At 48.8% G+C, this 23105-nt stretch carries 24 protein-coding genes; 19 read left to right on the forward strand and 5 right to left on the reverse strand.

What is annotated here, in order from left to right:
* Nucleotides 1–11 precede the first annotated feature (11 nt).
* From IEY53_RS30955 to IEY53_RS30975, 5 genes are all read left to right on the forward strand, one after another.
* Nucleotides 12–614, forward strand: a complete 603-nt coding sequence (locus IEY53_RS30955) for a nicotinate-nucleotide adenylyltransferase (RefSeq protein WP_189031707.1) — start codon at nucleotides 12–14, stop codon at nucleotides 612–614.
* Nucleotides 586–1164, forward strand: a complete 579-nt coding sequence (yqeK, locus tag IEY53_RS30960) for a bis(5'-nucleosyl)-tetraphosphatase (symmetrical) YqeK (RefSeq protein WP_189031709.1) — start codon at nucleotides 586–588, stop codon at nucleotides 1162–1164. Before IEY53_RS30955 ends, yqeK begins: the two co-directional genes overlap by 29 nt.
* Nucleotides 1161–1508, forward strand: a complete 348-nt coding sequence (gene rsfS, locus IEY53_RS30965; RefSeq protein WP_189031711.1) for a ribosome silencing factor — start codon at nucleotides 1161–1163, stop codon at nucleotides 1506–1508. Before yqeK ends, rsfS begins: the two co-directional genes overlap by 4 nt.
* Nucleotides 1505–2431 carry a CvfB family protein gene (locus IEY53_RS30970; RefSeq protein ID WP_189031712.1) on the forward strand — a complete coding sequence of 309 codons (927 nt, stop codon included), beginning with the start codon at nucleotides 1505–1507 and terminating at the stop codon, nucleotides 2429–2431. Before rsfS ends, IEY53_RS30970 begins: the two co-directional genes overlap by 4 nt.
* A 63-nt stretch (nucleotides 2432–2494) precedes the next feature.
* Entirely contained in the window at nucleotides 2495–3265 is a 771-nt protein-coding gene (locus IEY53_RS30975) for a class I SAM-dependent DNA methyltransferase (protein WP_189031743.1), read from the forward strand.
* A gap of 621 nt (nucleotides 3266–3886) precedes the next feature.
* Here IEY53_RS30975 and IEY53_RS30980 read toward each other — a convergent pair.
* Nucleotides 3887–4045, reverse strand: a complete 159-nt coding sequence (locus IEY53_RS30980) for an asparagine synthase (protein WP_189031713.1) — start codon at nucleotides 4043–4045, stop codon at nucleotides 3887–3889.
* A gap of 222 nt (nucleotides 4046–4267) precedes the next feature.
* On the opposite strand from IEY53_RS30980, the gene IEY53_RS30985 reads away from it, so the two are divergent.
* The 3 genes from IEY53_RS30985 (at nucleotide 4268) to IEY53_RS30995 (ending at nucleotide 7406) form a co-directional block, all read left to right on the forward strand.
* Nucleotides 4268–5602: an ABC transporter substrate-binding protein gene (locus tag IEY53_RS30985; RefSeq protein WP_189031714.1), complete on the forward strand. Its 1335-nt coding sequence runs from the start codon at nucleotides 4268–4270 to the stop codon at nucleotides 5600–5602.
* A gap of 71 nt (nucleotides 5603–5673) precedes the next feature.
* Nucleotides 5674–6567, forward strand: a complete 894-nt coding sequence (locus tag IEY53_RS30990) for a carbohydrate ABC transporter permease (RefSeq protein WP_189031715.1) — start codon at nucleotides 5674–5676, stop codon at nucleotides 6565–6567.
* A gap of 5 nt (nucleotides 6568–6572) precedes the next feature.
* Nucleotides 6573–7406, forward strand: coding sequence for a carbohydrate ABC transporter permease (locus IEY53_RS30995; RefSeq protein ID WP_189031716.1), 834 nt, complete (start codon nucleotides 6573–6575; stop codon nucleotides 7404–7406).
* A gap of 103 nt (nucleotides 7407–7509) precedes the next feature.
* On the opposite strand, the gene IEY53_RS31000 is transcribed toward IEY53_RS30995, so the two are convergent.
* Entirely contained in the window at nucleotides 7510–8466 is a 957-nt protein-coding gene (locus tag IEY53_RS31000; RefSeq protein WP_189031717.1) for an ArsR/SmtB family transcription factor, read from the reverse strand.
* A 360-nt stretch (nucleotides 8467–8826) separates the two neighbouring features.
* On the opposite strand from IEY53_RS31000, the gene arfA reads away from it, so the two are divergent.
* The 6 genes from arfA to IEY53_RS31030 all read left to right on the forward strand — a co-directional run bounded on the left by arfA (nucleotide 8827) and on the right by IEY53_RS31030 (nucleotide 16182).
* A complete protein-coding gene (arfA, locus tag IEY53_RS31005) occupies nucleotides 8827–10356 on the forward strand; it encodes an arabinosylfuranosidase ArfA (RefSeq protein WP_189031718.1) in 1530 nt (509 codons plus the stop codon).
* A 58-nt stretch (nucleotides 10357–10414) separates the two neighbouring features.
* The gene (locus tag IEY53_RS31010) at nucleotides 10415–11656 is read left to right on the forward strand and encodes an extracellular solute-binding protein (RefSeq protein WP_189031720.1); all 1242 of its coding nucleotides are present in this window, start codon (nucleotides 10415–10417) and stop codon (nucleotides 11654–11656) included.
* Between the two features lie 81 nt (nucleotides 11657–11737).
* Nucleotides 11738–12616, forward strand: coding sequence for a carbohydrate ABC transporter permease (locus IEY53_RS31015; RefSeq protein ID WP_189031722.1), 879 nt, complete (start codon nucleotides 11738–11740; stop codon nucleotides 12614–12616).
* A 54-nt stretch (nucleotides 12617–12670) separates the two neighbouring features.
* Nucleotides 12671–13573: a carbohydrate ABC transporter permease gene (locus IEY53_RS31020; RefSeq protein ID WP_189031724.1), complete on the forward strand. Its 903-nt coding sequence runs from the start codon at nucleotides 12671–12673 to the stop codon at nucleotides 13571–13573.
* A gap of 44 nt (nucleotides 13574–13617) precedes the next feature.
* Nucleotides 13618–15084: an alpha-N-arabinofuranosidase gene (locus IEY53_RS31025; protein WP_373293964.1), complete on the forward strand. Its 1467-nt coding sequence runs from the start codon at nucleotides 13618–13620 to the stop codon at nucleotides 15082–15084.
* 132 nt (nucleotides 15085–15216) lie between these two features.
* Nucleotides 15217–16182 carry a glycoside hydrolase family 43 protein gene (locus IEY53_RS31030; protein ID WP_189031727.1) on the forward strand — a complete coding sequence of 322 codons (966 nt, stop codon included), beginning with the start codon at nucleotides 15217–15219 and terminating at the stop codon, nucleotides 16180–16182.
* 101 nt (nucleotides 16183–16283) lie between these two features.
* On the opposite strand, the gene IEY53_RS31035 is transcribed toward IEY53_RS31030, so the two are convergent.
* From IEY53_RS31035 to IEY53_RS31045, 3 genes are all read right to left on the reverse strand, one after another.
* Complete coding sequence (locus IEY53_RS31035; protein WP_189031729.1) at nucleotides 16284–16811, reverse strand: hypothetical protein; 528 nt, start codon at nucleotides 16809–16811, stop codon at nucleotides 16284–16286.
* Nucleotides 16812–17119: 308 nt separating this feature from the next.
* A complete protein-coding gene (locus tag IEY53_RS31040) occupies nucleotides 17120–17323 on the reverse strand; it encodes a hypothetical protein (protein ID WP_189031731.1) in 204 nt (67 codons plus the stop codon).
* A gap of 43 nt (nucleotides 17324–17366) precedes the next feature.
* Nucleotides 17367–18341: an aldo/keto reductase family protein gene (locus IEY53_RS31045; RefSeq protein WP_189031733.1), complete on the reverse strand. Its 975-nt coding sequence runs from the start codon at nucleotides 18339–18341 to the stop codon at nucleotides 17367–17369.
* Nucleotides 18342–18435: 94 nt separating this feature from the next.
* Here IEY53_RS31045 and IEY53_RS31050 point away from each other — a divergent pair, with 94 nt between their 5' ends.
* From IEY53_RS31050 to IEY53_RS31070, 5 genes are all read left to right on the forward strand, one after another.
* The gene (locus tag IEY53_RS31050; RefSeq protein ID WP_189031735.1) at nucleotides 18436–19101 is read left to right on the forward strand and encodes an SGNH/GDSL hydrolase family protein; all 666 of its coding nucleotides are present in this window, start codon (nucleotides 18436–18438) and stop codon (nucleotides 19099–19101) included.
* Between the two features lie 47 nt (nucleotides 19102–19148).
* Nucleotides 19149–19937 (forward strand): class I SAM-dependent methyltransferase, encoded by a 789-nt coding sequence (locus tag IEY53_RS31055; protein ID WP_189031737.1) that lies wholly within the window; start codon nucleotides 19149–19151, stop codon nucleotides 19935–19937.
* 115 nt (nucleotides 19938–20052) lie between these two features.
* A complete protein-coding gene (locus IEY53_RS31060; protein ID WP_189031739.1) occupies nucleotides 20053–21528 on the forward strand; it encodes a protein adenylyltransferase SelO in 1476 nt (491 codons plus the stop codon).
* Between the two features lie 165 nt (nucleotides 21529–21693).
* Complete coding sequence (locus IEY53_RS31065; RefSeq protein WP_189031744.1) at nucleotides 21694–22146, forward strand: GNAT family N-acetyltransferase; 453 nt, start codon at nucleotides 21694–21696, stop codon at nucleotides 22144–22146.
* Between the two features lie 48 nt (nucleotides 22147–22194).
* The gene (locus tag IEY53_RS31070; protein WP_189031740.1) at nucleotides 22195–23049 is read left to right on the forward strand and encodes a P-loop NTPase family protein; all 855 of its coding nucleotides are present in this window, start codon (nucleotides 22195–22197) and stop codon (nucleotides 23047–23049) included.
* Nucleotides 23050–23105 lie beyond the last annotated feature (56 nt).

Below are 23105 nucleotides of genomic sequence, written 5' to 3' on the forward strand. Positions count from 1 at the left end.
AGGTGGACCTCTTGAAAGTCGGAATAATGGGCGGAACCTTTGATCCTCTTCATATCGGCCATATGATGGCGGCTGAAGCTGCGCGCGATGCCTACGGGCTTGCGGAAGTGTGGTTTATGCCTTCGCATATCCCGCCTCACAAACATGAGGCAGGAGTGTCGGGTGCGCAAAGACTGGCCATGGTGGAAGAAGCGGTGCGGACACATGAAGCTTTCCGCACACTGGATTGGGAAGTTAACAGAGGCGGTGTCTCTTATACGATAGATACCGTTAGGGAATTGAAAGAGAAGTATCCGCAAATTGAATTTTACTTTATCATCGGAGCGGATATGGTGGAGTACCTGCCCAAATGGGAAGGGATTGAAGAGCTCGTAGAGATTCTTACGTTCATCGGTGTAGGCCGTCCGGGGACACCGCTTGATTTGGGGGCCTTGCCCGCAGCCATTGCGCAGGGGGTAATGCTGGCGGATATGCCGCAGGTGGACATCTCTTCGACGATGCTGAGAGAGCGGGCTGCCGAAGGGAAATCCATACGGTATATGGTGCCTGACGCCGTGTTCGATTATGTGCAGAGGGGTGGATTATATGGCGTACAGCCGCGAGCAGCTGATTGAAGCGGTCTCGGCACAGATGCCCGACAAGCGCTGGAAGCATACTTTGGGTGTCATGGAGTCATCCATAACACTCGCGGAACGATATGGCGCTGATCCTGTCCGTGCGGAGACGGCGGCCATCCTCCATGATGTAGCCAAATATTGGCCGGTCGATCGAATGCGCGAGGTGATCGAGCAGAATGGACTGTCTCTTGAATTGCTGAAGCATGACAAACAGCTGTGGCATGCTGAAGTAGGGGCTTTTGTAGCGGAGAGGGACTATGGTATTACCGATGCTGAGGTGCTGGATGCGATCCGCTTCCATACCTCCGGCCGGGAAGGCATGGGCCTCTTGGAGAAAGTGGTCTGTCTGGCCGATTATATCGAGCCTGGCCGGGATTTTCCCGGGGTGGAGCATATCCGCCAGAAGGCCCTGAACAGCCTGGAAGAAGGGCTGATTGCCGGATTTGATTCCACAATCAGCCTGCTGCTTGCGAAGCGGCGGATCGTGTTCCCGCTGACCGTGCTGGCACGTAATGATCTTGTTCGAATACTGGAGGATAAAATATGAGTGTACAATCAGATAAGCTTTTGCAAATGGCTTTAAAAGCGGTTGAAGATAAAAAAGCGATGAATGTTGTCGCGCTGGATCTGCGCAATGTTTCACCGATCAGTGATTTTTTTGTAATCTGCCATGGTAATTCGGATACACAGGTACAGTCCATTGCGACTGAAGTCCGCAAGGTTGTCCACGAAGCCGGCGGTTTAATCCGCGGTATCGAGGGAATGGACGCCGCACGCTGGGTTCTGATGGATCTGGGCGATGTTATCGTTCATATCTTCCATCGTGATGAACGTGAATACTACAACATTGAGCGTCTGTGGTCTGACGCCAAGGTTGTGGAGTCTGTATGAGTCTGATTGCAGGCACGGTTGTAACGCTTGATGTGGTGCGGGAGGTATCTCCTTACGGCTTTTTCCTGAGTGCGGGTGACCAGGATGTCATGCTGCATTACACGGAGCTGACCGAGAAGAAAATAAAGCCGGGCGATAAGGTGGAAGTCTTCATTTTTTTTGACACCGAGGACCGTTTGGCCGCAACCATGAAAAAACCTTATCTGACCCTCGGCGAAATGGCGCTGCTCGAAGTAGCCGATATTCACCCGCGGCTGGGCTGCTTTCTGGAAATGGGTCTGGGGCGCCAGCTGCTGCTGCCGATACGTGAGCTTCCGGAGCTTATGGAGCTGAAGCCACAGGTTGGGGACAAGGTTTTTGTCATCATGGAGCATGACAAGCAGGGACGTCTGCGCGCCAAGCTGGCCGGTGAACAGGAGCTCGCTCCGCTTGCAATTCCTGCACCCTCCTCATGGATGGGCCAGGCTGTGACGGCGCGGGTATACAAGCCGCTGCAGATGGGGACTTTTGTCCTTGTTGATGCCGGTGTGCTTGGATTTGGGATCATTGGCATGGTCCATTCCTCCGAACGCAACCGCCTGCTGCGGCTGGGCGAGCAGTTTGAAGCGCGTGTGACGCATATCCGTGAGGATGGACGTGTGAACCTGTCGATGTCCCATCGGAAGGAAGTCGGGCGGGATGTCGATTCTGCCGCTTTGCTGGATTTCCTTAATGAACGGCCTGGTGGGGGAATGCCTTACTCCGATGCCACACCGCCGGAGATCATCAAGCAGCGTTTTGGCATCAGCAAGTCTGCCTTCAAGCGTGCACTTGGCAAGCTCTTGAAGGAAGGTCTGGTGACCCAGAAGGAGAACTGGACCTATCTGGCCCGCCCGGAAGGCGAAGTGCCGGCAGACGGCCATGAAGGAGAGTCCCGGGATTAACCGGGGATCATGGCCCCGAAGTGAAAATTACTAAATGCTGTGACAGAAAGTGCGGTGTGCGTAGTGTCATCCTACGGGAAATTTGCTTATGTGTACGATGAGCTGATGGCCGATATGCCTTATTCGGACTGGCTGGCCTTTGCCGAGGGCGCCTGGCAGAAATACGGCAAGCCAACAACGGTGGCAGAGCTTGGCTGCGGAACGGGCAGCATTACCATTCCGCTTGCTGCGGCAGGTTATCATATGACGGGAATCGACCTGTCTTCGGACATGCTGTCGGTGGCGCAGCGCAAGATGGAAGAGCAGCCGCAGGGCCGCCGTTTTATGCGGGAAGGCAGTGTCCGCTGGATCATGCAGAATATGACGGAATGGGAGCTGCCGGAGCCGGTGGATTCGGTGATTTCATTCTGTGACTGCCTGAACTATCTGCTTGAGGAAAAAGACATCCAGGCGGCATTTGCCCGGACCTATGCCGGGCTTAAGCCGGGTGGTGTTTTTCTGTTTGATGTGCATCATCCGAATACCCTGATCCGCTATGAGGAAGAGCAGCCGTTTATTCTGGATGAACCCTCCGTCTCTTATATCTGGACTTGTCAAGTGGATGTCCCGCGCCGTGAGATTGAACATCACCTGTCCATTTTTGCGTGTGATGAGGGCCAGGGAGGTCTGTACCGCCGTTTTGAAGAAACGCATATCCAGCGTGCTTATGAACCTGAATGGCTCGCTGAGGAACTGCGGAAGGCGGGCTTCAGCGAGGTGTTGATCTACGCCGATTTTGAGTGGATGGAAGCGGGCGAGGATGCCGAACGGCTTTTCTATGTAGCAGTGAAATGAAATAATCATAATTGTAGCGGTCCGGACCCGGAAGCGGGTGTGGGCCTTTTTTTTGTCGTTTTGGAAATTATGCATTGCCAAAAAATGTGGATATCTTGGAAGCTTCAGATGAAATAGGCGGTGCAGGAAGGTGGGCTTCATCAGCGGATGAAGCGGACAGAGAAGACCCTATTTTGCGAAAAAGTGTGCTTTCCTGGCGAATTCGGACTCAGGAGCCGTTATATCGTACGTTTGAGCCTAGAATGAGGGGAGATGGGACAATTAGCGGAATCTCAGTCCGTTTGTCCTGCTGAATAGACGAATCCTCTCCAATTAACGGATTTCCTGTCCGCATCAGCCGCGGATAGATCGTGAAAAGGGACCTCATCGTGTCCGCAGAGGGACCCACGCCAAATCGCACAGTCAACAATTGTCTTAACTACGCCATATTGGCGAGAGATGTGCACGTTGTACAACAATGTGAGTCTATTCAAGCCAAATGACGATAATCTTGCCTATTGTACAATAATCCGGGCCTAGTTAAGCTCCGGGTTGTTATTCACCCGCCAGGGGTGATTTTGTTCTGGATCAAAAAAAACCGGGCAGGGACCTTTGTCCGCGCTGCCCGGTATCTTCCAATCCTTACCGATGCTCAAAGAGATCGATCGCACCCAGAACCATGTGCGCTAGACCAAATCCAAGAACGCCTGTCGCGGCCAGCTTATACTTGCTTCCAAGAAAAGCGGCGCCGGAAGCGGTGACTACGGCTCCTAGTACGGCGGGTATCATACCTTCACGCATTCGAAACACTCCTTCTCGGTGGTTTGGGAGACGAAGATAGTGTGAGTCAAAAGGTGGACAAATATACAGAAGTACCTTGTTACTGCTTATTTACTTTACGGATTGGTAAAGAACATACGTAATTTTTTCCACGAAAAAGGCATAAGTTACTAAGAAAACGGATACATATTTATAAGTTTTTAAACTGATTAACATAGTTTTGAAATTAGGGGAGGGGCAACAATGAGCAGAAAGAGGTTGATCACTTTAACAATGCTGTGTTTGGTGCTGATACTGGCCGGTTGTGGTGGAGCTTCAAAGGGCAACAGTGGAGGGGAAACTTCGGTACTTGAAGGCGGGGCAGGAGAGAAGGCGACGGAGTTGTCGTACTGGACGTTTGTGGAGCTGCATGGGCAGCATTTTGAGAAAATGCTGGAGAAATGGAATTCGGCGAATCCGGACCGCCAGATTAAATTGAATGTTTCGGTCATGCCCTATGATGATATGCACAATAAGTTGTCCATTGCCGTTCAGACCGGGGTCGGCGCCCCGGACATTGCAGATATTGAGCTGGGCAAATTTCCGGACTTTCTGGCAGGGACTCCGCAGTTGGAGCCGCTGAATGATGTCGCCGAGCCGTATAAAGGGACTGTTGTCCAGTCCCAGCTGGATCTTTACAGCAAAGAAGGCAACATTTACGGACTGTCCACGCATGTTGGAGCGACCGTCGCCTTCTACAACACAGAGATCCTGGAGCAGGCGGGGGTGGATTATAAACAGATTAAGACCTGGGAGGACTTCAAGCAGGCAGGCATACAGGTTCATGAAAAAACCGGGAAATACATGGGCACCGCAGATACCAGCGCTTCCTGGCAGGCCTCCCTGCTGCTCGCGCAGCAAGGAGCCGATTTTACAGATGAGAATGGACAGCCAAAGGTCAACTCCCCCGAGCTGGTCAAAGGTCTGAGCATGCTGAAGGATCTGCAGGAGAATGAGGTCATCGCGACCATTGCCGGAGGGCAGCCGGACACGGAAGAAGCCTATGGGGAATTCAATGCCGGGAATTATGCTACCGCCTTTATGCCCCTGTGGCAGATGTCCCGGTACACGAATTATATGACGGACTTGTCAGGCAAAATCGCGCTGGCGCCGCTTCCCGTCTTTGAAGAAGGGATGCCAAGATCCTACGGAGGCGGAGGCACCGGAACGGTTGTCACCCAAAAAGCCAAAGATATCAAGCTGGCCAAAGACTTTATCGCTTATGCCAAGCTGTCGCTGGATGCCAATGTCGAGATCTGGAATACGCTGGGGTTTGACCCGATCAACATGAGTGTCTGGGATATGAAAGAGGTGACCCATAATCCGGAGAATCAATTTGTGAAGTATTTTGTCAACAACCCGTTTGATGTGCTGAACAGCATTAAAGAGGAGATTCAGCTTATCAAATCCACTTCGACTTCGCCAACCCTGAACAATGTGCTCAGTACGGTTACGCTTAACGAGATTTTTGAAGACGGCAAAGATGTTCAGCAAGCCCTGGACGATGCCCAGGCGCAGATTGAGCAGGAACTAAAGTAAATAAACCGTACAAATGTGCTGAGCCGCTCATGACGGCCGGGCGGCTTTTGCCAAAAGAGGAGTCATTCGCCATGTTAAAAAACTTTCTATATTCACAAAAGGTTGCTCCTTACGTGTTCGTCCTGCCCTTTGTGCTTGTTTTTGTGATCTTCTGGGTTTATCCCCTGGCCAGCTCCTTTGGCATGAGCTTTCAGAAAGTAACGCTGGGGCAGGAAGCGGCCTGGGTGGGGATAGATAATTACACGAAGCTAATGGGGGATACCGTATTTTTTAAAGCGGTCGGCAACAGTGCTCTTTATATGGTATTGACCCTGGTGATCCTGATTCCCTTTCCCATGCTGTTTGCCGTGTGGATGAATAATAAATTCATGTGGGGCAGGGAATGGTTCAAGTCCGCTTTCTTTTTCCCTGCTTTGACTTCGGTGGTTGTGGCGGGTACGGTCTTCAGATTGATGTTCGGGGAAATGGAGGGCTCGCTGATCAACAGTATTCTGGGCACCTTTGGCGTGGAGCCGATCAAATTTCTGAAAGGGCAGACCACCGGCTTCATTGCCTTAATCGCGCTGGCATCCTGGCGCTGGCTCGGAGTGAATATGCTGTATTTTCTCTCCGGCCTGCAAAATATCCCCAAAGACTATTATGAGGCGGCCTCCATCGACGGCGCTTCCGCTGTTCAGAAGTTCACAAGGATTACCATGCCTTTATTAAAGCCCACTACTATTTATGTATTAACAATCAGTATCTATGCAGGTCTGGCTATGTTTATCGAAAGTATGATGCTCTGGAACGGGAATAACTCTCCCAAGAATATCGGTCTGACCATTGTCGGTTATTTGTACAGGCAGGGGATTGAGAAGAACAACCTGGGGTATGCGGCTGCCGTAGGCATTGTACTGCTGATCATTGCAATGGCGATCAACCTGACCCAGCTGGCGCTCAGCGGACTGTTCAAGAAGGAGGATTAATCAAGATGACAAAAGAAGCTGCTGCCCGAATCATCCTATTCGTTTTCTTTGCCGTGTTGTGCATCTTGATTCTGATCCCGTTCTACGCAGTTACTGTGGCTTCGTTTAAACCCGGCGAGGATTTGATCCGATATGGGCTCAACCTGCGGTTTGATTTCTCGGTCATGAATTTGGATAACTTTGTCTATCTGTTCACGGGGGAGCATGCTTATTTCACCTGGTTCTTCAATTCATTGCTGCTGACGCTCGTTCAGGTCACCTTAACCCTGTTCGTGAGTGCCATGGTTGCCTACGGCTTTGCCGCCTATGATTTCAGAGGGAAAAACCTGCTGTTTCTGTGTGTACTGCTGATCATGATGGTTCCTTTTGAAATTCTGCTGCTCCCTTTATATACGTTGACCTTTAATCTCGGCCTGATGAACAGCTATTCGGCCATTATTCTGCCCGGAGTGGCCAGTGCCGCGACCATCTTCTTTTTCCGGCAGTATTTAAGCGGCATTCCCAGGGAGATTATCGCTGCCGGCAGAGTGGACGGGGCTACTGAATACGGAGTCTACCTCCGGCTGATCCTGCCCATTATGAAGCCCTCGTTTGGGGCGATGGCTATTCTGAACGGAATGAACAGCTGGAATAACTTCCTGTGGCCGTTTATGGTGCTCAGCGATGAGAACAAATATACTCTCCCGATAGGCCTTAAGACGCTACTTACCCCCTATGGGAACAATTATGATCTGCTTATCGTAGGTTCCTTTTTCTCCATCCTGCCGATCTTTGCTTTGTTTATGGCTTTTCAAAAATATTTTATTGAAGGAATGACGGCAGGCGCGGTAAAAGGTTAAGGGGCTAAATGTTTCCGAAGCTGCTAAAGCAACAAAAAATGAGGGTGCCGATCCAGCCAGGTTCACACAAATGGCTGATGGGCACCCTCTTTCTCGGATGGGCTTATACTTTAGCTTTGACAGATGTACTTTGGGACGTTTCCCCGACTTCATGCACGTTATAGAGCACACGCGCCAGCAGGTCTTGGCTGTAATTGCCGAAGTGCTTGCCGTAGATGGTCAACCCGCGCTTGTTGACCGGCTTGTCGGTGACCGCAATGCGGAAGGTCAGCTCGCTTTTGTAATCCAGCTGAATGTCGTCCAGAGTTACATCCGAGATTCGGCAGCCGTCGATGAAGCTGCCTTCATTGTTGATCCGGATCAGTTTGAGCATCCCGTATTGGTTCAGGTGGGGCGGCCACCAGTCGGGATTGAAGGTGCCCCGGGCATCCCCGAAGTCACCGGGACTGGTCCAGAAGCCAATCTCGATCCCGTTGACATAGAAATACAAGTTCGAAGGATAATTGTCATTGAAGCCGGGAGCCTCGGAGCCGATCTCCATGGAGAACTGGATCTCACGGAAGGTCTGGTTGGCTTTGAGGTAATTGGGAATCCGGTATTCGAGAAACCCCTCGCTCAGCCAAATGATCTCGGAATCGATCCGCTGGGGATCAGCGAAATAACGGGGTTCGTCAAAGTCTCCGATAATGCTGTCCTTGGTCGCAAGTCCGCAGGTAGGCACGGCCTGATAGTTGCTGTAGTGGCCCACCTGGATCTCCACTTCATAGAGGTTATCGACATCCTTGCTCCGTAAATCCACCATCAGCTTATCCTTATTGAGATAGCAGACCTTCTGGATGCCGTGTTTGCCTACTGAAGTATTGATCTCGATCAGTCCGCTTTCTTCCAGCTTCTTGATATGCATGGTGATGGCACCGTTGCTGAGATTCAGCTTCTTGGCGATTTCATTCAGGTTCAGAGCCTGGTTGGTCGCCAGGAGCTCCAGGATCTGGATGCGGATTTCCGAGCTTAATGCCTTGAAAATATCGATTCCACTCATTAGATCTTTAATATAAATCATGCCTATAACCTTCTTCCGTAACGAAAGTAAAAACTATTTTATAAAATTATAAACTAATTGAGCTGTAAAATAAAGCAAACTTCCTAATTTTGTAGAATCCACTTAATATTAAGGTAATATTTAAAGAAAATCTGCTTTTGATTTAACTAATAATAAACATTAATTCATGAATATTTCAGAAAATCAGTCTATTTTTATAGAAAAACAATCGTTTATGCCTTTAGTTTTATATAAAGCTGAATAGTTTTAATCTTTTATATTTACAACAAGGTTTATATATGTTATTTTATATCTGAAAGCGAATACATTCAAACTATTTTTAAACTATTTATAAATATATAAAATGGATGGTGAGAAATCATGGCATCAGACACATTAAAAGCGACCCTTGTAGCGGATAAGTCATTTGTAATTGCTGAAGTAGACAAGCGGATTTACGGCTCCTTTATTGAACATCTGGGACGGGCCGTATACGGAGGGATTTACGAGCCGGGCCATCCCGAAGCGAATGCTGCAGGATTCAGAGGAGATGTGCAAGCTCTGGTCCAGGCCTTGAATGTGCCAATTATCCGCTATCCCGGCGGCAACTTTGTATCCGCATACAACTGGGAGGATGGTGTAGGTCCGCTGGAGCTCAGGCCCAAACGTCTTGAGCTGGCCTGGAGAACGGTGGAGCCAAATGAAGTGGGTACCAATGAATTCATGGATTGGGCCAAGGAAGTCGGCTCCGAGGTCATGATGGCGGTCAATTTGGGTACCCGTGGGGTCGATGCAGCCCGCAACCTGCTGGAATACTGCAATCATCCCGGTGTAACGTACTGGAGCGACCTTAGGCGCAAACATGGCGTTGAGCAGCCCCACCGGATCAAGACCTGGTGTCTTGGCAATGAAATGGACGGACCTTGGCAGATCGGGCAAAAGACAGCGGTGGAATACGGAAGACTCGCCTATGAGACCGGCAAGGCTATGCGTCTGATTGATCCGGAGATTGAACTGGTCTCCTGCGGCAGCTCAAGCAGCGCAATGCCGACTTTCCCGGAATGGGAAGCAGTTACACTCGACCATACCTATGATGTAGCCGATTATGTGTCTCTGCATCAGTATTACGGCAACCGTGACAACGACTCGGCCAATTTCCTGGCCCGGACGATGGACATGGAGCATTTTATCAAGACAGTCACCTCGACCTGCGATTATATCAAAGCCAAGAAACGCAGCAAAAAGACGATGTATCTCAGCTTCGACGAGTGGAACGTCTGGTACCACTCCAATGATGCAGACAGCCGCCTGGAGCCCTGGAGTGTAGGACCGCCACAGTTGGAGGACCACTATAATTTCGAGGATGCGCTGCTTGTCGGCAGCATGCTGATTACGTTCCTGAGACATGCGGACCGGGTCAAGATAGCCTGTCTGGCCCAATTGGTGAATGTGATAGCTCCGATTATGACGGAAGCCGGCGGTGCGGCCTGGAAGCAGACGATTTTTTATCCTTATCAACATGCTTCCGCCTACGGACGCGGCATTTCGCTTCAACCGATTGTGAACTCGCCGAAATACGATGCCCAGGATTATACGGATGTTCCTTATCTGGATAGCGCTCTGGTCTACAACGAAGAGAGTGAGGAGCTGACCATCTTTGCGGTGAACCGCCATTTGGAGGAAGGTTTGCAGCTCACGTGCGACGTCCGCGGATTTGAAGGCTACCGGCTGATTGAGCATATTGTGCTGCATCATGAGGATTTGAAAGCGATAAATACAGCGCGGGATGAGCAAGTGAAACCCCGTCAAGCCTCCGGCACCGTATGCAAAGACGGGTTTGTAGAGACTCTTTTGTCCAAGGCATCCTGGAATGTCATTCGTTTGGGACGGACAAACAGTTCAAATTGTTAGAAAAGTACATTTTTAAATAGATGGCTTTCTAAATAAATTCATATTGGGGGAATAGGTCTTGAAGAAAAAGACGTTGTTTTCATCTTTGGTACTTGTATTGTCATTAACGACGGTGTTGGCTGGATGCAGTAATGAAGACAAGAATATGATTACATTCTGGACGCCCTTAACCGGGGATGACGGCGCTTATATGGATCAACTTGTGAAAGATTACAATGCTACGAATCCTGAAGTGAAGGTCAAGCATGTAATCACAGCAGATATGTATACCAAAGTCTCTACTGTGTTGAACTCCGGCAAAGGTGTACCGGATTTGGCGATCATCCATGCTGACCGTGTTCCGGGCTTTGTTAAACAAGGTGTATTGGAGCCTATGACAGATTTGATAAAGGCGCAGCCTGAACTAAAACAAGACAATTACCTGCCGCAAGCCTGGTCAACCGGGACTGTAGATGGAACACAATATACAATTCCTCTGGACATTCATAGTAATGTAATGTACTACAACAAGGATTTGCTTAAAAAATACAATGCGGAATCTTTCCTTGACGATAATGTGGTAACGATTGATGAAATGCTTTCTTTACAAGGCAAATTAGACGAGGGCGATTATATTGTCAATGACGCCTTGCTAGGTTGGGTAATTCTGGCCCAGATTCAGAACCTTGGCGGAGACATTCAGGAGAATGGCAAGCCGGCTGTTAATACACCGGTAATGAAGCAGGCTTTGGAAAGCGTTAAAAAAGTTGCCGATGCGGGACTGATGACGCCATTTGGTGAAGACGGATATTTAATGTTCCAATCAGGAAATGTCCTGTTCTCTACGGACGGAACCTGGAGCTCTACGGCGCATGCGGGCGTGGAAGGATTGAACTTTGGAGTAACCAATGTTTATTCTGCTGCACCGGATAAGTTTACGAACAGATCCTCATCACACTTGTTCACTATGCTGAAGAATAAGGATAGAACAGAAGCAAAGGTAGCGGGTATCGGCAATTTCCTGGAATTTATTCGGACAAACTCTCTGGAATGGGCCAAAGCCGGACAAATTGTAGCCAGTAAGCAAGTCAATGAAAGTCCTGAATACAAAGATTATATGCAATCCTTCTTTACATCCAATGAAAAAGAAATTCAATCGCTTTACATTTACACCTATGAGTATTATCCATATATTGCGGAAGCAGTAGACACTTATTGCGGGGATATTGTTCGCGGTAATGTGGATATCGATGAAACTTTGCAGACTATGCAGAAATTTGTAGAAGATAAAATTGCCGAAGGCAGCAGTGGCGCTAAGTAACCCTGAACCGAATAGATTGAACGAAGTAATGTGCGAAAGACTGGGGCACATTACTTTGTTCAAAAGGAGAAATGATTGCCTATGAAAAAGAAACTGAATTTGGCACCTGTTTTCTTTGTGGGTCCCCATGTTATTTTATTCGCTGTCTTCGTGTTATTACCGACTATTTATGGGATATACGCTTCATTTACAAAATGGAATTTAATGAATGAGCCGGTGTGGGTAGGACTTGATAATTATAAAACGATTCTATTCAACACCGAATCTACTTTTCATACGCAATTTCAGAATGGTCTGAAGAACACCTTCATCTTTGTTGGGCTTAGTGTTCCGTTGTTGATCGTGATCCCGTTGATGATTGCTGTAGCCTTGGAACATAAAAAGGTAAAAATGAAAAACGTTATCCAGTCGATCCTCTATATTCCGGGATTGATTTCAATATCCGCAGCTGCGCTGATCTGGCTACTGATCTTTAACAAGCAGCTGGGGATTACCGGGAATATCTTCGGTTCACAAATCGCTTGGCCGACCAATCAGCCTTATGCCTGGCTGATCATTATTGTCATTACGGTGTGGGGTGGAGTTGGCGGGAATATGATTATATACCGTGCTTCCATCAGTGGTGTAGCGAAAGAATTATACGAGTCGGCAGAGCTTGACGGTGCAGGATCTATCCGGAGATTCGCCAGTATTACACTGCCTTCTATTCGTTTTCCGCTAATTTACACATTTGTTATGACAACTGCCGGTGCCTTTAATGTCTTTGGCCAACCGTTAATGATGACCGATGGCGGGCCCAGACAAAGCACACATGTGTTAATGATGTACATTCGCCAGCTGGCTTTTGGCAACGGGGAATCCATTGCGGGAATGGCATCTGCTATGGCAGTGTTGCTAGGGTTGATTATATTGGTGATCTCTGCATTGCAATATTATGTGATGAATCGAAATGCAGCTTGAGTTGCATGAAATAAAGTCTGCCAAGAATGGAAACGGAAAAGGTAGGTGGCCACAATGTCAAACCAGGTTCAGTTGGATCAGCCCCTTCAAAATCGAACAGGCAAAAGAAAAGGTGCTTCTGACAGAAGCATATCAAAATATATATCATATCTATTTTTACTTAGTCTTTGTGTAGTTTGGGTTATTCCAGTCATATTCGGAATTTCTACATCTTTCAGATCGCAAACGGAAGTGGTTTCTTCGGGTTTTAGACTATTCCCTGAACAATGGATCTTCGAAAACTATGTTGCGATATTGAACAATACATCAACAGCACCTATTCTGCGTTGGCTGATGAACTCCTTATTCATTGCAACTACGCATACCTTTCTGGTGGTAATTGTTATATCGATTACCGGGTACGGGTATTCCCGGATGAATTTTAAAGGAAGAGACACTTTGTTTTTCACTTTGCTGGGGATCTCCTTTTTTCCGGGCGTGGTGAATTTAATTCCTTCCTATAAAATTATCGATGCACTGGGATGGGTAAACACCTCTTGGGCTATGATTATTCCCGGTTTAGCGGGTATGGGCAATATCTTTCTGGTCAGACAATTCATGAACGGCCTGCCCAAGGAACTGGATGAGTCTGCCCGTGTAGATGGTGCCAGTGATTTTAGAATCTATTTGTCGATTATCGTACCTTTGATTAAGCCCATATTAATTGTCTGTGCACTCTTTTCTTTTACTGGATCATGGAATGATTTCCTCTGGCCGGTAATTGTTTATACCGATGTTGATAAAATGCCGGTTACTGCCGGACTGCTCCTGTTACAAGATATTTATGGAAACTACCGTATGATTGGACAATTAATGGGGTCGGCGATTCTTGCGATTATCCCAACGATGCTGTTGTTCTTGTTTGCGCAGAAATATTTTGTGCAATCTATTAATTTGAATTCCGGTATTAAAGGTTAACCCATATATAGATTTATAAGGGAGAGAGAACTGTGACTGATTATATGATTTTAAATACGGATCTTCCCAAAGGTGTAATCAACAGAAATATTTATGGGCATTTCGCCGAGCATCTCGGCAGATGCATCTATGAGGGACTCTGGGTCGGTGAAGACTCGGAGATTCCGAACACAGATGGCATTCGTAACGATGTGCTGGCAGCGCTCAAGCAACTGGATATTCCCATCTTGCGTTGGCCGGGAGGTTGCTTCGCCGATGAATATCACTGGAAAGATGGCATTGGGCCAAAGGAAACACGCAAACGTATGGTCAATACGCACTGGGGCGGGGTAGTGGAGAACAACCACTTTGGCACCCATGAATTCTTCCGCCTGTGCGAGCTGCTGGAGTGCGAGCCGTATATTTGCGGCAATATCGGCAGCGGCACTGTGCAGGAGATGTCGGAATGGGTAGAGTACATGACCTTTGACGGCGAATCACCCATGGCCGGCTGGCGGCGGGACAATGGACAAGAGCAGCCTTGGCGGCTGAAATACTTCGGCGTCGGCAATGAGAACTGGGGCTGCGGCGGCAATATGCGTCCTGAATATTATGCGGATCTGTACCGCCGCTATCAGACCTATTCCAGAAACTATGGCGACAACAAGCTGTATAAGATTGCCGGCGGAGCGAACGTGGATGACTACAACTGGACAGAGGTATTGATGCGGGAAGCCGGACGTTTCATGGACGGGCTGAGTCTGCACTCTTATACCATTCCCGGCAGTTGGGAAGAGAAACGTTACGCGCTTGGTTTCGATGCTGAAGAATGGTTCGAAACGATGCAGAAATCACTTCACATGAATGAGTTGATTACCCGTCATTCCGCCATCATGGATAAATATGATCCGGAGCAGCGGGTAGGATTGATTATAGATGAGTGGGGCACCTGGTTCCTCAGTGAGCCGGGTACCAATCCGGGCTTCCTGTACCAGCAGAATACCTTGCGGGATGCGCTTGTTGCAGGCATCCATTTGAATATCTTCCAGAATCACAGCCGGCGGGTTCATATGGCTAATCTGGCCCAGATGGTCAACGTACTGCAGGCGCTGATTCTGACCGAAGGCGACAAGCTGCTGCTGACGCCAACATTTCACGTCTTTCAGATGTATAAAGTGCATATGGATAATGAACTGCTAGAAGTTGCCTTTGAGAGTCCGCAATATACCCAAGGCGAACAATCCATAACGCAGCTCAGCGTATCCGCTTCCCGTGACGGAGCGGGCAAGGTCTATGTATCTGTCTGCAACTTGAGCCACAAGGATGAAGCGAGTCTTCGTATCGACATCCGGGGAATGTCTCCAAGTCAGGTTACCGGACAAATCCTGACCCATACGGAGCTGGGGGCACATAACACCTTCCAGGCTCCGGATACCGTGGCTCCCTCTGCCTACCATGGGGCTGAATTGAAGGACGGCATGCTGGAGTGTTGCCTTCCGCCGGCTTCGGTGGTAGTGCTGACGCTGGAATAGGAAAGAGGTGGAGAACAGTACACACCAAGTAGTTGCAGCGACGCCCTCGACGGGCTGGAATAGCTGGGATTGTTACTTACGGAGCCAGTGTAACTAAAGCATTTTTGCAAACAGACCAAAGGAGAAACCTTCATGAATACAAATAGAGAGTACAACAATCCGCTGATCGAACAACGTGCAGATCCTTGGGTATATCTTCATACAGACGGCTATTATTATTTCACCGCTTCCGTGCCGGAATACGACCGTATTGAGGTACGGAGAGCGGCAACGATTGAGGGGCTGGCCGAGGCTGAACCTGTTGTAGCGTGGCGCAAATACGATAGCGGGCCGCTGAGCGCCAACATCTGGGCGCCGGAAATCCATTATATCCATGGCAAATGGTATATCTATTTCGCTGCTGCCCGCACAACCGAAACAAATGAGGGTTTGTTCGACCACCGCATGTATGTGCTGGAGAACGAGTCTGCCAATCCGCTGGAGGGCACATGGGTAGAAAAAGGCCAGGTCAAGACAGCCTGGGAATCCTTCGCTCTGGATGCCACCACGTTTCAGCACAATGGGGTGCTGTATTATGTATGGGCGCAGAAGGACCCGGAAATTCCGGGTAATTCAAACCTTTATATTTCTGAAATGAGCAATCCCTGGACATTGACCGGACGGCAGACGATGATTGCCAGACCCGAGCATCAGTGGGAGATCGTCGGCTTCAGTGTAAATGAAGGAGCAGCCGTCCTGAAGCGCAACGGACGGATCTTCATCAGTTATTCGGGGAGCGCGACCGATTACAACTACTGTATGGGGCTGCTTGCCGCCGATGAGAACAGCGATCTGCTGGACGCCGTCTCCTGGACAAAGCTGCCGGGTCCTGTTTTTAAGACCAACGAAGAGAACGGCCAATATGGGCCGGGCCACAACAGCTTCACCGTGAATAAGGAGGGCGAGGATGTGCTCATCTACCATGCCCGGGGCTACAAGGAAATTACGGGTGATCCCTTGTACGATCCGAACCGTCATACCCGGGCTCAGGTCTTCCATTGGAACGAAGATGGCACTCCGGATTTTGGCGTTCCTGTCAAGGATGCCTTGAAGAAATAATCACCGTGTGGAATAGGCCTGAACCTAAGAGGGGCTTTCCCAATAGCCATTGTCATGGTTATGGGAAAGCCCCTGAACGTTGTTGCTGTTATTAAGATAGATTAAGGCAGGTATTGCTGCACAATCGAAGTGATGACACCATCCTGGGTGGTAATATGGTAAGGGAACTCGCTGATATCCAGGAGATTCGTATTTGAGAACTGGGCCATTAATTTCTCCAGGCTGATGCTTTCGTTCCACTCAATATCGATATCCTCCGGCTGCCCGGTATGGTCATAGATTTGCATGTATACTGTAGCATTATCTGCTACCGGATAGGTCGTCAGCACATCACTGTCGTTCACAATGTAGTATCCGTCCGGTGTGCCGCCCAGTTCTGCCGCCGCTTCCGGTTCTCTCTCTGCAAAGACCTGATCGGCCGCCCCGCCTTCATACCATTCCATTTCATCGGCAGTGAGGTTTAGCGTTCCATTTGCAGAATCGAAATTATGAATGTAGGCCGTGAAATGCCGGGTGTTGCTAACGCTTTGTGCGTCTGCACGGGTCCCGACTGTGCTTGCCGTCAAAATCAGGGAAAAGACCAACAGAACAACAACGGGCCATACATAAGCTGACTTTTTCTTCAACATCTTCATTCCCCCTTGGCAATTGTAAAGCACAGTATGTAAAGCATGGTATAGGGTTAATTACCCTATGGACCAGCTCTCAAACGCGCGTTATAGCACTATAAACGAAAAAAAACTGAAAATGTTTCACCTATTTTTTTGAGTCAGAGCTTCCAACCTTTTTGACGGATCATCGAATCGAATCATAAGGCTTCTCTATAGGGCGGGTAACTGAAGGTAGGGCGATTTGAGTGCATTTGGTGCAGCGGAATGTGAGAAAATGAGGTTATTCGGCGGTTTGACTGCATTTAGTGCATCAGGATGACAAGAAATCATCTCAAAGTGGTCACTCCAAGATAATCTGCTGCACTAAATGCATCAGAAGACAGTTTCAAGCGGGTATGGAGCAATTCTAATGCAGTAAATGCACTGGAATTCACCACACCCACCCAGCGTGAAGCGGATAAGCGGATAATATTCTGTAAAAAAACCCCTGACCCGGCCATAAACGCCGTCTTCAGAGGTTTTTCTTGCATTTCAGCCCGGGGAATAAAGGTACGGCTGCGTTACTGCCGGAGCTTACCTGGCCGGTGCAAAATCAGCTACCGGTTTCAGGATCTCTTCGATCTGCTGCAGGGTATCAGGGGACAATACCGTATCCACCGCCTTGGCATTCTCCAGAACCTGCTCCGGCTTGGTGGCTCCGATAATCGCCGAGCTTACACCCGGCTGACGCAGCACCCAGGCCAAGGCCAGCTGGGAGAGTTTGAGCTCAAGGCTTCCGGCCAGCCTGTCCAATTGTCCAACCACGTCCAGCACATCATCACGCAAGTAGCTGCGGATGACACCGTTGACGGAATCGTCGGCGGCGCGTGTTCCTGCTGGAGGCTGCTGGCCCGCTTTGTATTTGCCGGTTAGAATTCCCTGCGCAAGCGGCGAGAACACAACCTGCCCCAAGCCATGCTGCTGTGAAACCGGAAGCACTTCCTGTTCGATATAACGCTCGAACATATTATAGATCGGCTGGTTTGCGGCGAGCGGTCGAAGATTCAGGCGGCGGGCGATCCCGGCCGCATCGGTAATCTGCGCCGCGCTCCATTCGCTGACGGCTGAATAGAGGATTTTGCCTTGGGCTGTCAGGTCATCCAGTGCACGGAGTGTTTCCTCTACCGGGGTCTCAGGATCGAAGCGGTGGCAGAAATAAATATCAATGTAATCGGTTCCGAGACGTCGCAGGCTGGCGTCGCACTGCTCTATAATATGCTTGCGGGACAGACCGCGGTCGTTGACCCCTTCGCCCATTGGAAAAAACACCTTTGTGCTGAGCACATAAGAGGAACGCTCATAGGAGCGGAGTGCGGCGCCTATCGCTTTTTCCCCTTCACCCCGGTTGTACGCATTAGCTGTGTCGAAGAAATTGATACCGCATTCAAAAGCAGCGCTGATACAGGTGTCCGCCGCTTTCTTTTCTGCTGCCGTACCGTAAGTCAGCCAGCTCCCCAGGCCGATTTCGCTGATTTTAAGTCCCGTATTTCCAAGTCTTCTGTATTTCATATTTTCCCTTCCCTTCTATAGGTCGTATATGGTAACTTTACTGGTATTATAGGAAACGTTCAACCAAAATTATAATTCAAAGGGATGAAAAGACATGGCAACTTCCGCTTCCAAAACAAACAAGGTTATTCTATTTCAGGGGGATTCCATTACCGATGGCAACCGCGGGCGCAACGAAGACCCGAATCATATATTGGGCCACAGCTATGCCTTTATTCTTGCGGGGAAGCTTGGGCGCCTGCTGGCTGGACAGCAGCCAACATTCTATAACCGCGGCATCAGCGGCGACCGGATGTCCGATCTTTATGCACGCTGGAACGAGGATGCGATCAGCCTCCAGCCTGACATAATCAGCATCCTGATCGGAGTGAATGATATCTGGCGCATGATGAAAGGGGAGCCGAGTGGTGTGACGGACCGTTTTGAACGTGCCTACCGCCATGTCCTGGAAGAAACCCGCGAAGTCATGCCTAATACTCAGCTGATCCTGTGTGAGCCGTTTATCCTGCGGACCGGAGCGCCAGCGGAGCAGTGGGAGAATTGGGAGCAGAAGATCAAGCATTATCAGCAGGTAGTAAGACAGCTGGCGGAAGAATTCGGTGCCGTTCACGTTGCTCTGCAAGGCGCTTTTGAAGCGGCCGCTGAACGGGCTGAGGCGTCTTATTGGCTCTGGGACGGCGTGCACCCGACTGCGGCGGGACATGATCTCATCGCGGGAGAGTGGCTGCAGGCTGTGGAGAAAAGCGGGCTGCTGGGGTAAAGGGTTGTATTGTTCCGGACAGAATGAGACCGGGGGGAGGTTTACGTATGCAAGAAAAATTGGCCAGTGCAAACAAGGTTGCATGGGAAACGAAAGCCTATCAGGCCTGGGTTCGGGAATATGGAACACCAGATGAACTCGCGGAAGAGTTGAAGCTGAAATCCAGTCATCATCTGCGTTATTGGCTGAAGTACATTGGTGATCCGGCCGGGAAGCGAATCATTAACCTTCTTGGTTCAAATGGAAGGAAGGCGGTTTTACTGGCTCTGCTGGGTGCTGATGTTACTGTGGTGGACATTTCTGCAGAAAATCGGTTGTACGCGACACAGGTCGCCACCGCAGCGGGTGTAGATCTTGACTATATCTGTTCTGACGTCCTGAATATCCCCCATGAAGAAACTTTGGGCGAATTTGATATTGTGCTGATGGAGTTTGGCATTTTGCATTATTTTACGGACCTGAACTCCATTTTTTCTCTGGTTCGCCGCAGGTTAGGTATGAATGGCCGGTTTATCTTGACTGACTTCCATCCCTTCGCACGCACCTGGATGAATACCCGCAACCTGAACCAGCCAACCGGCAACTACTTTGATGTCAGTATTAAGGCAGGCGAAGTTGCCTTTGCCAAGTTGCTGCCCGAAGAGGAACGAATTGGACTAGGCAAGGTTTTAGGGCGGAATTGGACGGTTGGCGAGATCATAACAGCACTTGGAACGGCCGGATTATTTATACGGACCTTTGAAGAAATACCCAGCCCCACGGATCCGAGATTTCCGGAGTTCTACACGTTAATTACCGATAAAATAAATACGGAGTTATCTCCATTGCTTCCCTGAGAAGAGAAATGTTCGTTGTTGGGCTAACGGAGATGAGCGAATGGTGAAAAAGGGATAATAAACAGGCAGCAGCAAATACTAAAAGAAAAACCAAGAGAAGGACAAAGGAGAGATTATGACGGAGAACAAAGAAACGACAGATACAGGGTGGAACTTCGACAACAGTTATTCTCGTCTGCCGGAATCATTGTTTACAAAGCTCGGTCCAACTCCTGTTCGCTCACCAAAAATGATCGTATTTAATGAGCCCTTGGCAATCTCCCTGGGACTAAATAATCAAGCACTGCGGGGCAGTGAAGGGGCAGCGGTATTTGCCGGCAACCAGGTTCCCGAAGGAGCAGTACCGCTTGCCCAGGCGTATGCAGGGCACCAATTCGGGCATTTCACTATGTTGGGGGATGGCCGGGCTGTGCTGCTTGGCGAGCAGCTTACTCCGCAGGGGGAGCGGGTGGATATTCAGCTCAAAGGCTCAGGCCGGACGCCATACTCCCGCCGGGGAGATGGGTGGGCGGCACTTGGACCTATGCTGCGCGAATACATCATCAGCGAAGCTATGTTTGCGCTGGGTATCGCCACCACCCGCAGTCTGGCCGTGGCAGCCACCGGAGAGCTGTTAATCCGGGAAACCGAGCAGCCGGGTGCGGTTCTGACCCGTGTGGCGGCCAGTCATCTGCGTGTCGGCACGTTCCAATATGTTGCGGCATGGGGCACGGTCGAGGATCTGCGGGCCCTGGCCGAGTACACCCTGCAAAGACATTATCCGGAAGTTAAGGCGGACGGGAATCGCTATCTTCGTTTGCTGGAGGAAGTAATCAAACGGCAAGCCGGGCTGATTGCCAAATGGCAGCTGGTTGGTTTCGTTCACGGGGTAATGAATACCGACAACATGGCCCTGAGCGGGGAAACTATTGACTATGGACCTTGCGCCTTTATGGATGCCTATGACCCGGGGACAGTATTCAGTTCGATTGACATGAATGGCCGTTATGCCTATGGCAATCAGCCGAATATTGCCGCATGGAATTTGGCGAGATTTGCAGAAACACTTTTGCCGCTGCTCGATGCAGATGAGACACAGGCTATAAAGTTGGCTGAGACTGCCATTTCCGGCTTTTATGATTTGTATCAGCAGAACTGGCTGACCGGAATGAGAGCGAAGCTGGGTCTCTTTAATGAGGAACAGGAGGACGAAACCCTCATTGATGACCTTCTGGGACTGATGCAGAAGAACGGGGCGGACTACACCAATACCTTCCGTGCCTTAACTTTGGGTCAGCCGGAGGTTACGTCTCTGTCCGGTACCCCCGAATTTGCCGAGTGGAAGCAGAAGTGGCAGGAGAGGCTGGGCAGGCAGCAGGAATCACAAGCTTCCGTGCAAGAGCGGATGCGCAGCAGTAATCCTGCTGTAATCCCGCGGAATCACCGGGTAGAAGAAGCGCTTGCGGCTGCGGTAAATCAAGAAGATTACCAGGTCATGGAACGGCTGCTTGAAGCGCTGTCGAACCCTTACACGTATTCGCCAGAACAGGATGATTTCACTACACTGCCTGAAGCGTGCAACCAGCCTTACCGAACCTTTTGCGGAACCTGATTTGATACATTAAAGAGGATGTCGATCAGTACAACAAGACACAGAACTCCATCAATACCAGAAACGGCAGCCGGTTCGTACGGTTGTCGTTTTTGTGTGAAAAGAGGAGATATTCAAGTTATCACTGAATATGTAAATATACGGTTTCATCAAGGAGATGTAAATATGGAAATAAGAAAATTAAATGCAGATGAACAACCCCCTATGGAATTGCTTTTATTAGCGGACCCTTCCCGGAAACTTGTCGAAGAATATATTCAAAGAGGTCAATGTTTGGTCGCTGAAATGGATGATTGCATAGTAGGTGTGTATGTCTTACTTCGAACAAGACCTGAGACAGTAGAATTAGTAAATCTAGCTGTTGATGAAAACCACCAAGGCCAAGGGATAGGGAAACAGTTGGTAAACCATGCTACTCAAAATGCAAAGCAACTTGGTTTCAAAACCATTGAAATCGGCACCGGTAATTCAGGTGTAGGACAACTTGCGCTTTATCAGAAATGTGGGTTCAGAATAACCGGAGTTGACCGTGACTTCTTTATAAGACACTATAGTGAAGCGATATTTGAGAACGGAATACAAGTTGTGGATATGATACGGCTGTCACAAGACTTATAAGTGAATATATGGTCCAGCTGCTCATATTACGAATGGAGGAACTTTAATATGAGACCGAAGTTAGTATTAATTGAGGGATTACCGGGATTCGGGAAAACAACTACTGCTCAACTAGTTCATGAAATTATTACGGAAATGAACATAAACTCTCAATTGTTTTTAGAGGGGGATTTGGAACATCCTGCTGATTATGATGGGGTCGCCTGTTTTGAGAAAAATGAATTCGATGAACTATTGAGAACCCATGAACAGTTTAGTGATTTATTGAGAACTTATATTATTAAAGAGGGTAACAAATACATCCTGCATTACCGGAAAATAATAACTGGAAATAAGCTGATTTTTCCGGATGAACTGATGCGTGCAATTGTCAAAAAGGATATATATGAGTTGCCGCTGGATCAAAACAGGGAGCTAATAACAAAGAGATGGGAAAAGTTTACCGGGAGTGCTTCGAATGGTACGGATCTCTTTATCTTTGATTGTTGTTTTATACAGAACCCTGTAACCATCGGGATGATTAAATATAATGCAGCCAAAGAAGAGGTACTAAGTTATGTTAATGAACTTGCAGCGATTGTGGAGCGATTAAATCCATTGTTACTTTACGTAGACAAGGATGATCTTGAGCTTTCTTTTAGAAAAGCAGTTAAAGAAAGACCTGAAGAATGGTCAAAGGGATTTATTGAATATTATACAAACCAAGGGTATGGGAAAGAGCAGGGTTACAAAGGATTAGAAGGAACTCTGCAGGTTCTTAAGGCAAGGAGGATGTTGGAAGAAGAAATATTAAACGGCATTAAAATAACAAAGCAAAAAGTGAACAACTCCCCGGCTCATATAGATAATTATAAGCAACTTTTATGGGGGATATTATCAGAATATCTAGGGACTACAAGCTAGTACCTTGACTGCATCAAATTTCAGGGTACAAATGTTTCAATTTGCCTCTGGCCTGC

The organism is Paenibacillus albidus (assembly GCF_014644435.1).
GTDB classification, from domain to species: Bacteria; Bacillota; Bacilli; order Paenibacillales; family Paenibacillaceae; genus Paenibacillus_AQ; species Paenibacillus_AQ albidus.

Excerpts from the sequence above, each read along its gene's own strand:
- yqeK (WP_189031709.1), top strand. The coding sequence starts at position 586 with ATGGCGTACAGCCGCGAGCAGCTGATTGAAGCGGTCTCGGCACAGATG.
- rsfS (WP_189031711.1), top strand. The coding sequence starts at position 1,161 with ATGAGTGTACAATCAGATAAGCTTTTGCAAATGGCTTTAAAAGCGGTT.
- IEY53_RS30970 (WP_189031712.1), top strand. The coding sequence starts at position 1,505 with ATGAGTCTGATTGCAGGCACGGTTGTAACGCTTGATGTGGTGCGGGAG.
- IEY53_RS30980 (WP_189031713.1), bottom strand. The coding sequence starts at position 4,045 with ATGCGTGAAGGTATGATACCCGCCGTACTAGGAGCCGTAGTCACCGCT.
- IEY53_RS30985 (WP_189031714.1), top strand. The coding sequence starts at position 4,268 with ATGAGCAGAAAGAGGTTGATCACTTTAACAATGCTGTGTTTGGTGCTG.
- IEY53_RS30990 (WP_189031715.1), top strand. The coding sequence starts at position 5,674 with ATGTTAAAAAACTTTCTATATTCACAAAAGGTTGCTCCTTACGTGTTC.
- IEY53_RS30995 (WP_189031716.1), top strand. The coding sequence starts at position 6,573 with ATGACAAAAGAAGCTGCTGCCCGAATCATCCTATTCGTTTTCTTTGCC.
- IEY53_RS31000 (WP_189031717.1), bottom strand. The coding sequence starts at position 8,466 with ATGATTTATATTAAAGATCTAATGAGTGGAATCGATATTTTCAAGGCA.
- arfA (WP_189031718.1), top strand. The coding sequence starts at position 8,827 with ATGGCATCAGACACATTAAAAGCGACCCTTGTAGCGGATAAGTCATTT.
- IEY53_RS31015 (WP_189031722.1), top strand. The coding sequence starts at position 11,738 with ATGAAAAAGAAACTGAATTTGGCACCTGTTTTCTTTGTGGGTCCCCAT.
- IEY53_RS31020 (WP_189031724.1), top strand. The coding sequence starts at position 12,671 with ATGTCAAACCAGGTTCAGTTGGATCAGCCCCTTCAAAATCGAACAGGC.
- IEY53_RS31025 (WP_373293964.1), top strand. The coding sequence starts at position 13,618 with ATGATTTTAAATACGGATCTTCCCAAAGGTGTAATCAACAGAAATATT.
- IEY53_RS31030 (WP_189031727.1), top strand. The coding sequence starts at position 15,217 with ATGAATACAAATAGAGAGTACAACAATCCGCTGATCGAACAACGTGCA.
- IEY53_RS31035 (WP_189031729.1), bottom strand. The coding sequence starts at position 16,811 with ATGTTGAAGAAAAAGTCAGCTTATGTATGGCCCGTTGTTGTTCTGTTG.
- IEY53_RS31040 (WP_189031731.1), bottom strand. The coding sequence starts at position 17,323 with ATGCAAGAAAAACCTCTGAAGACGGCGTTTATGGCCGGGTCAGGGGTT.
- IEY53_RS31045 (WP_189031733.1), bottom strand. The coding sequence starts at position 18,341 with ATGAAATACAGAAGACTTGGAAATACGGGACTTAAAATCAGCGAAATC.
- IEY53_RS31050 (WP_189031735.1), top strand. The coding sequence starts at position 18,436 with ATGGCAACTTCCGCTTCCAAAACAAACAAGGTTATTCTATTTCAGGGG.
- IEY53_RS31055 (WP_189031737.1), top strand. The coding sequence starts at position 19,149 with ATGCAAGAAAAATTGGCCAGTGCAAACAAGGTTGCATGGGAAACGAAA.
- IEY53_RS31060 (WP_189031739.1), top strand. The coding sequence starts at position 20,053 with ATGACGGAGAACAAAGAAACGACAGATACAGGGTGGAACTTCGACAAC.
- IEY53_RS31065 (WP_189031744.1), top strand. The coding sequence starts at position 21,694 with ATGGAAATAAGAAAATTAAATGCAGATGAACAACCCCCTATGGAATTG.
- IEY53_RS31070 (WP_189031740.1), top strand. The coding sequence starts at position 22,195 with ATGAGACCGAAGTTAGTATTAATTGAGGGATTACCGGGATTCGGGAAA.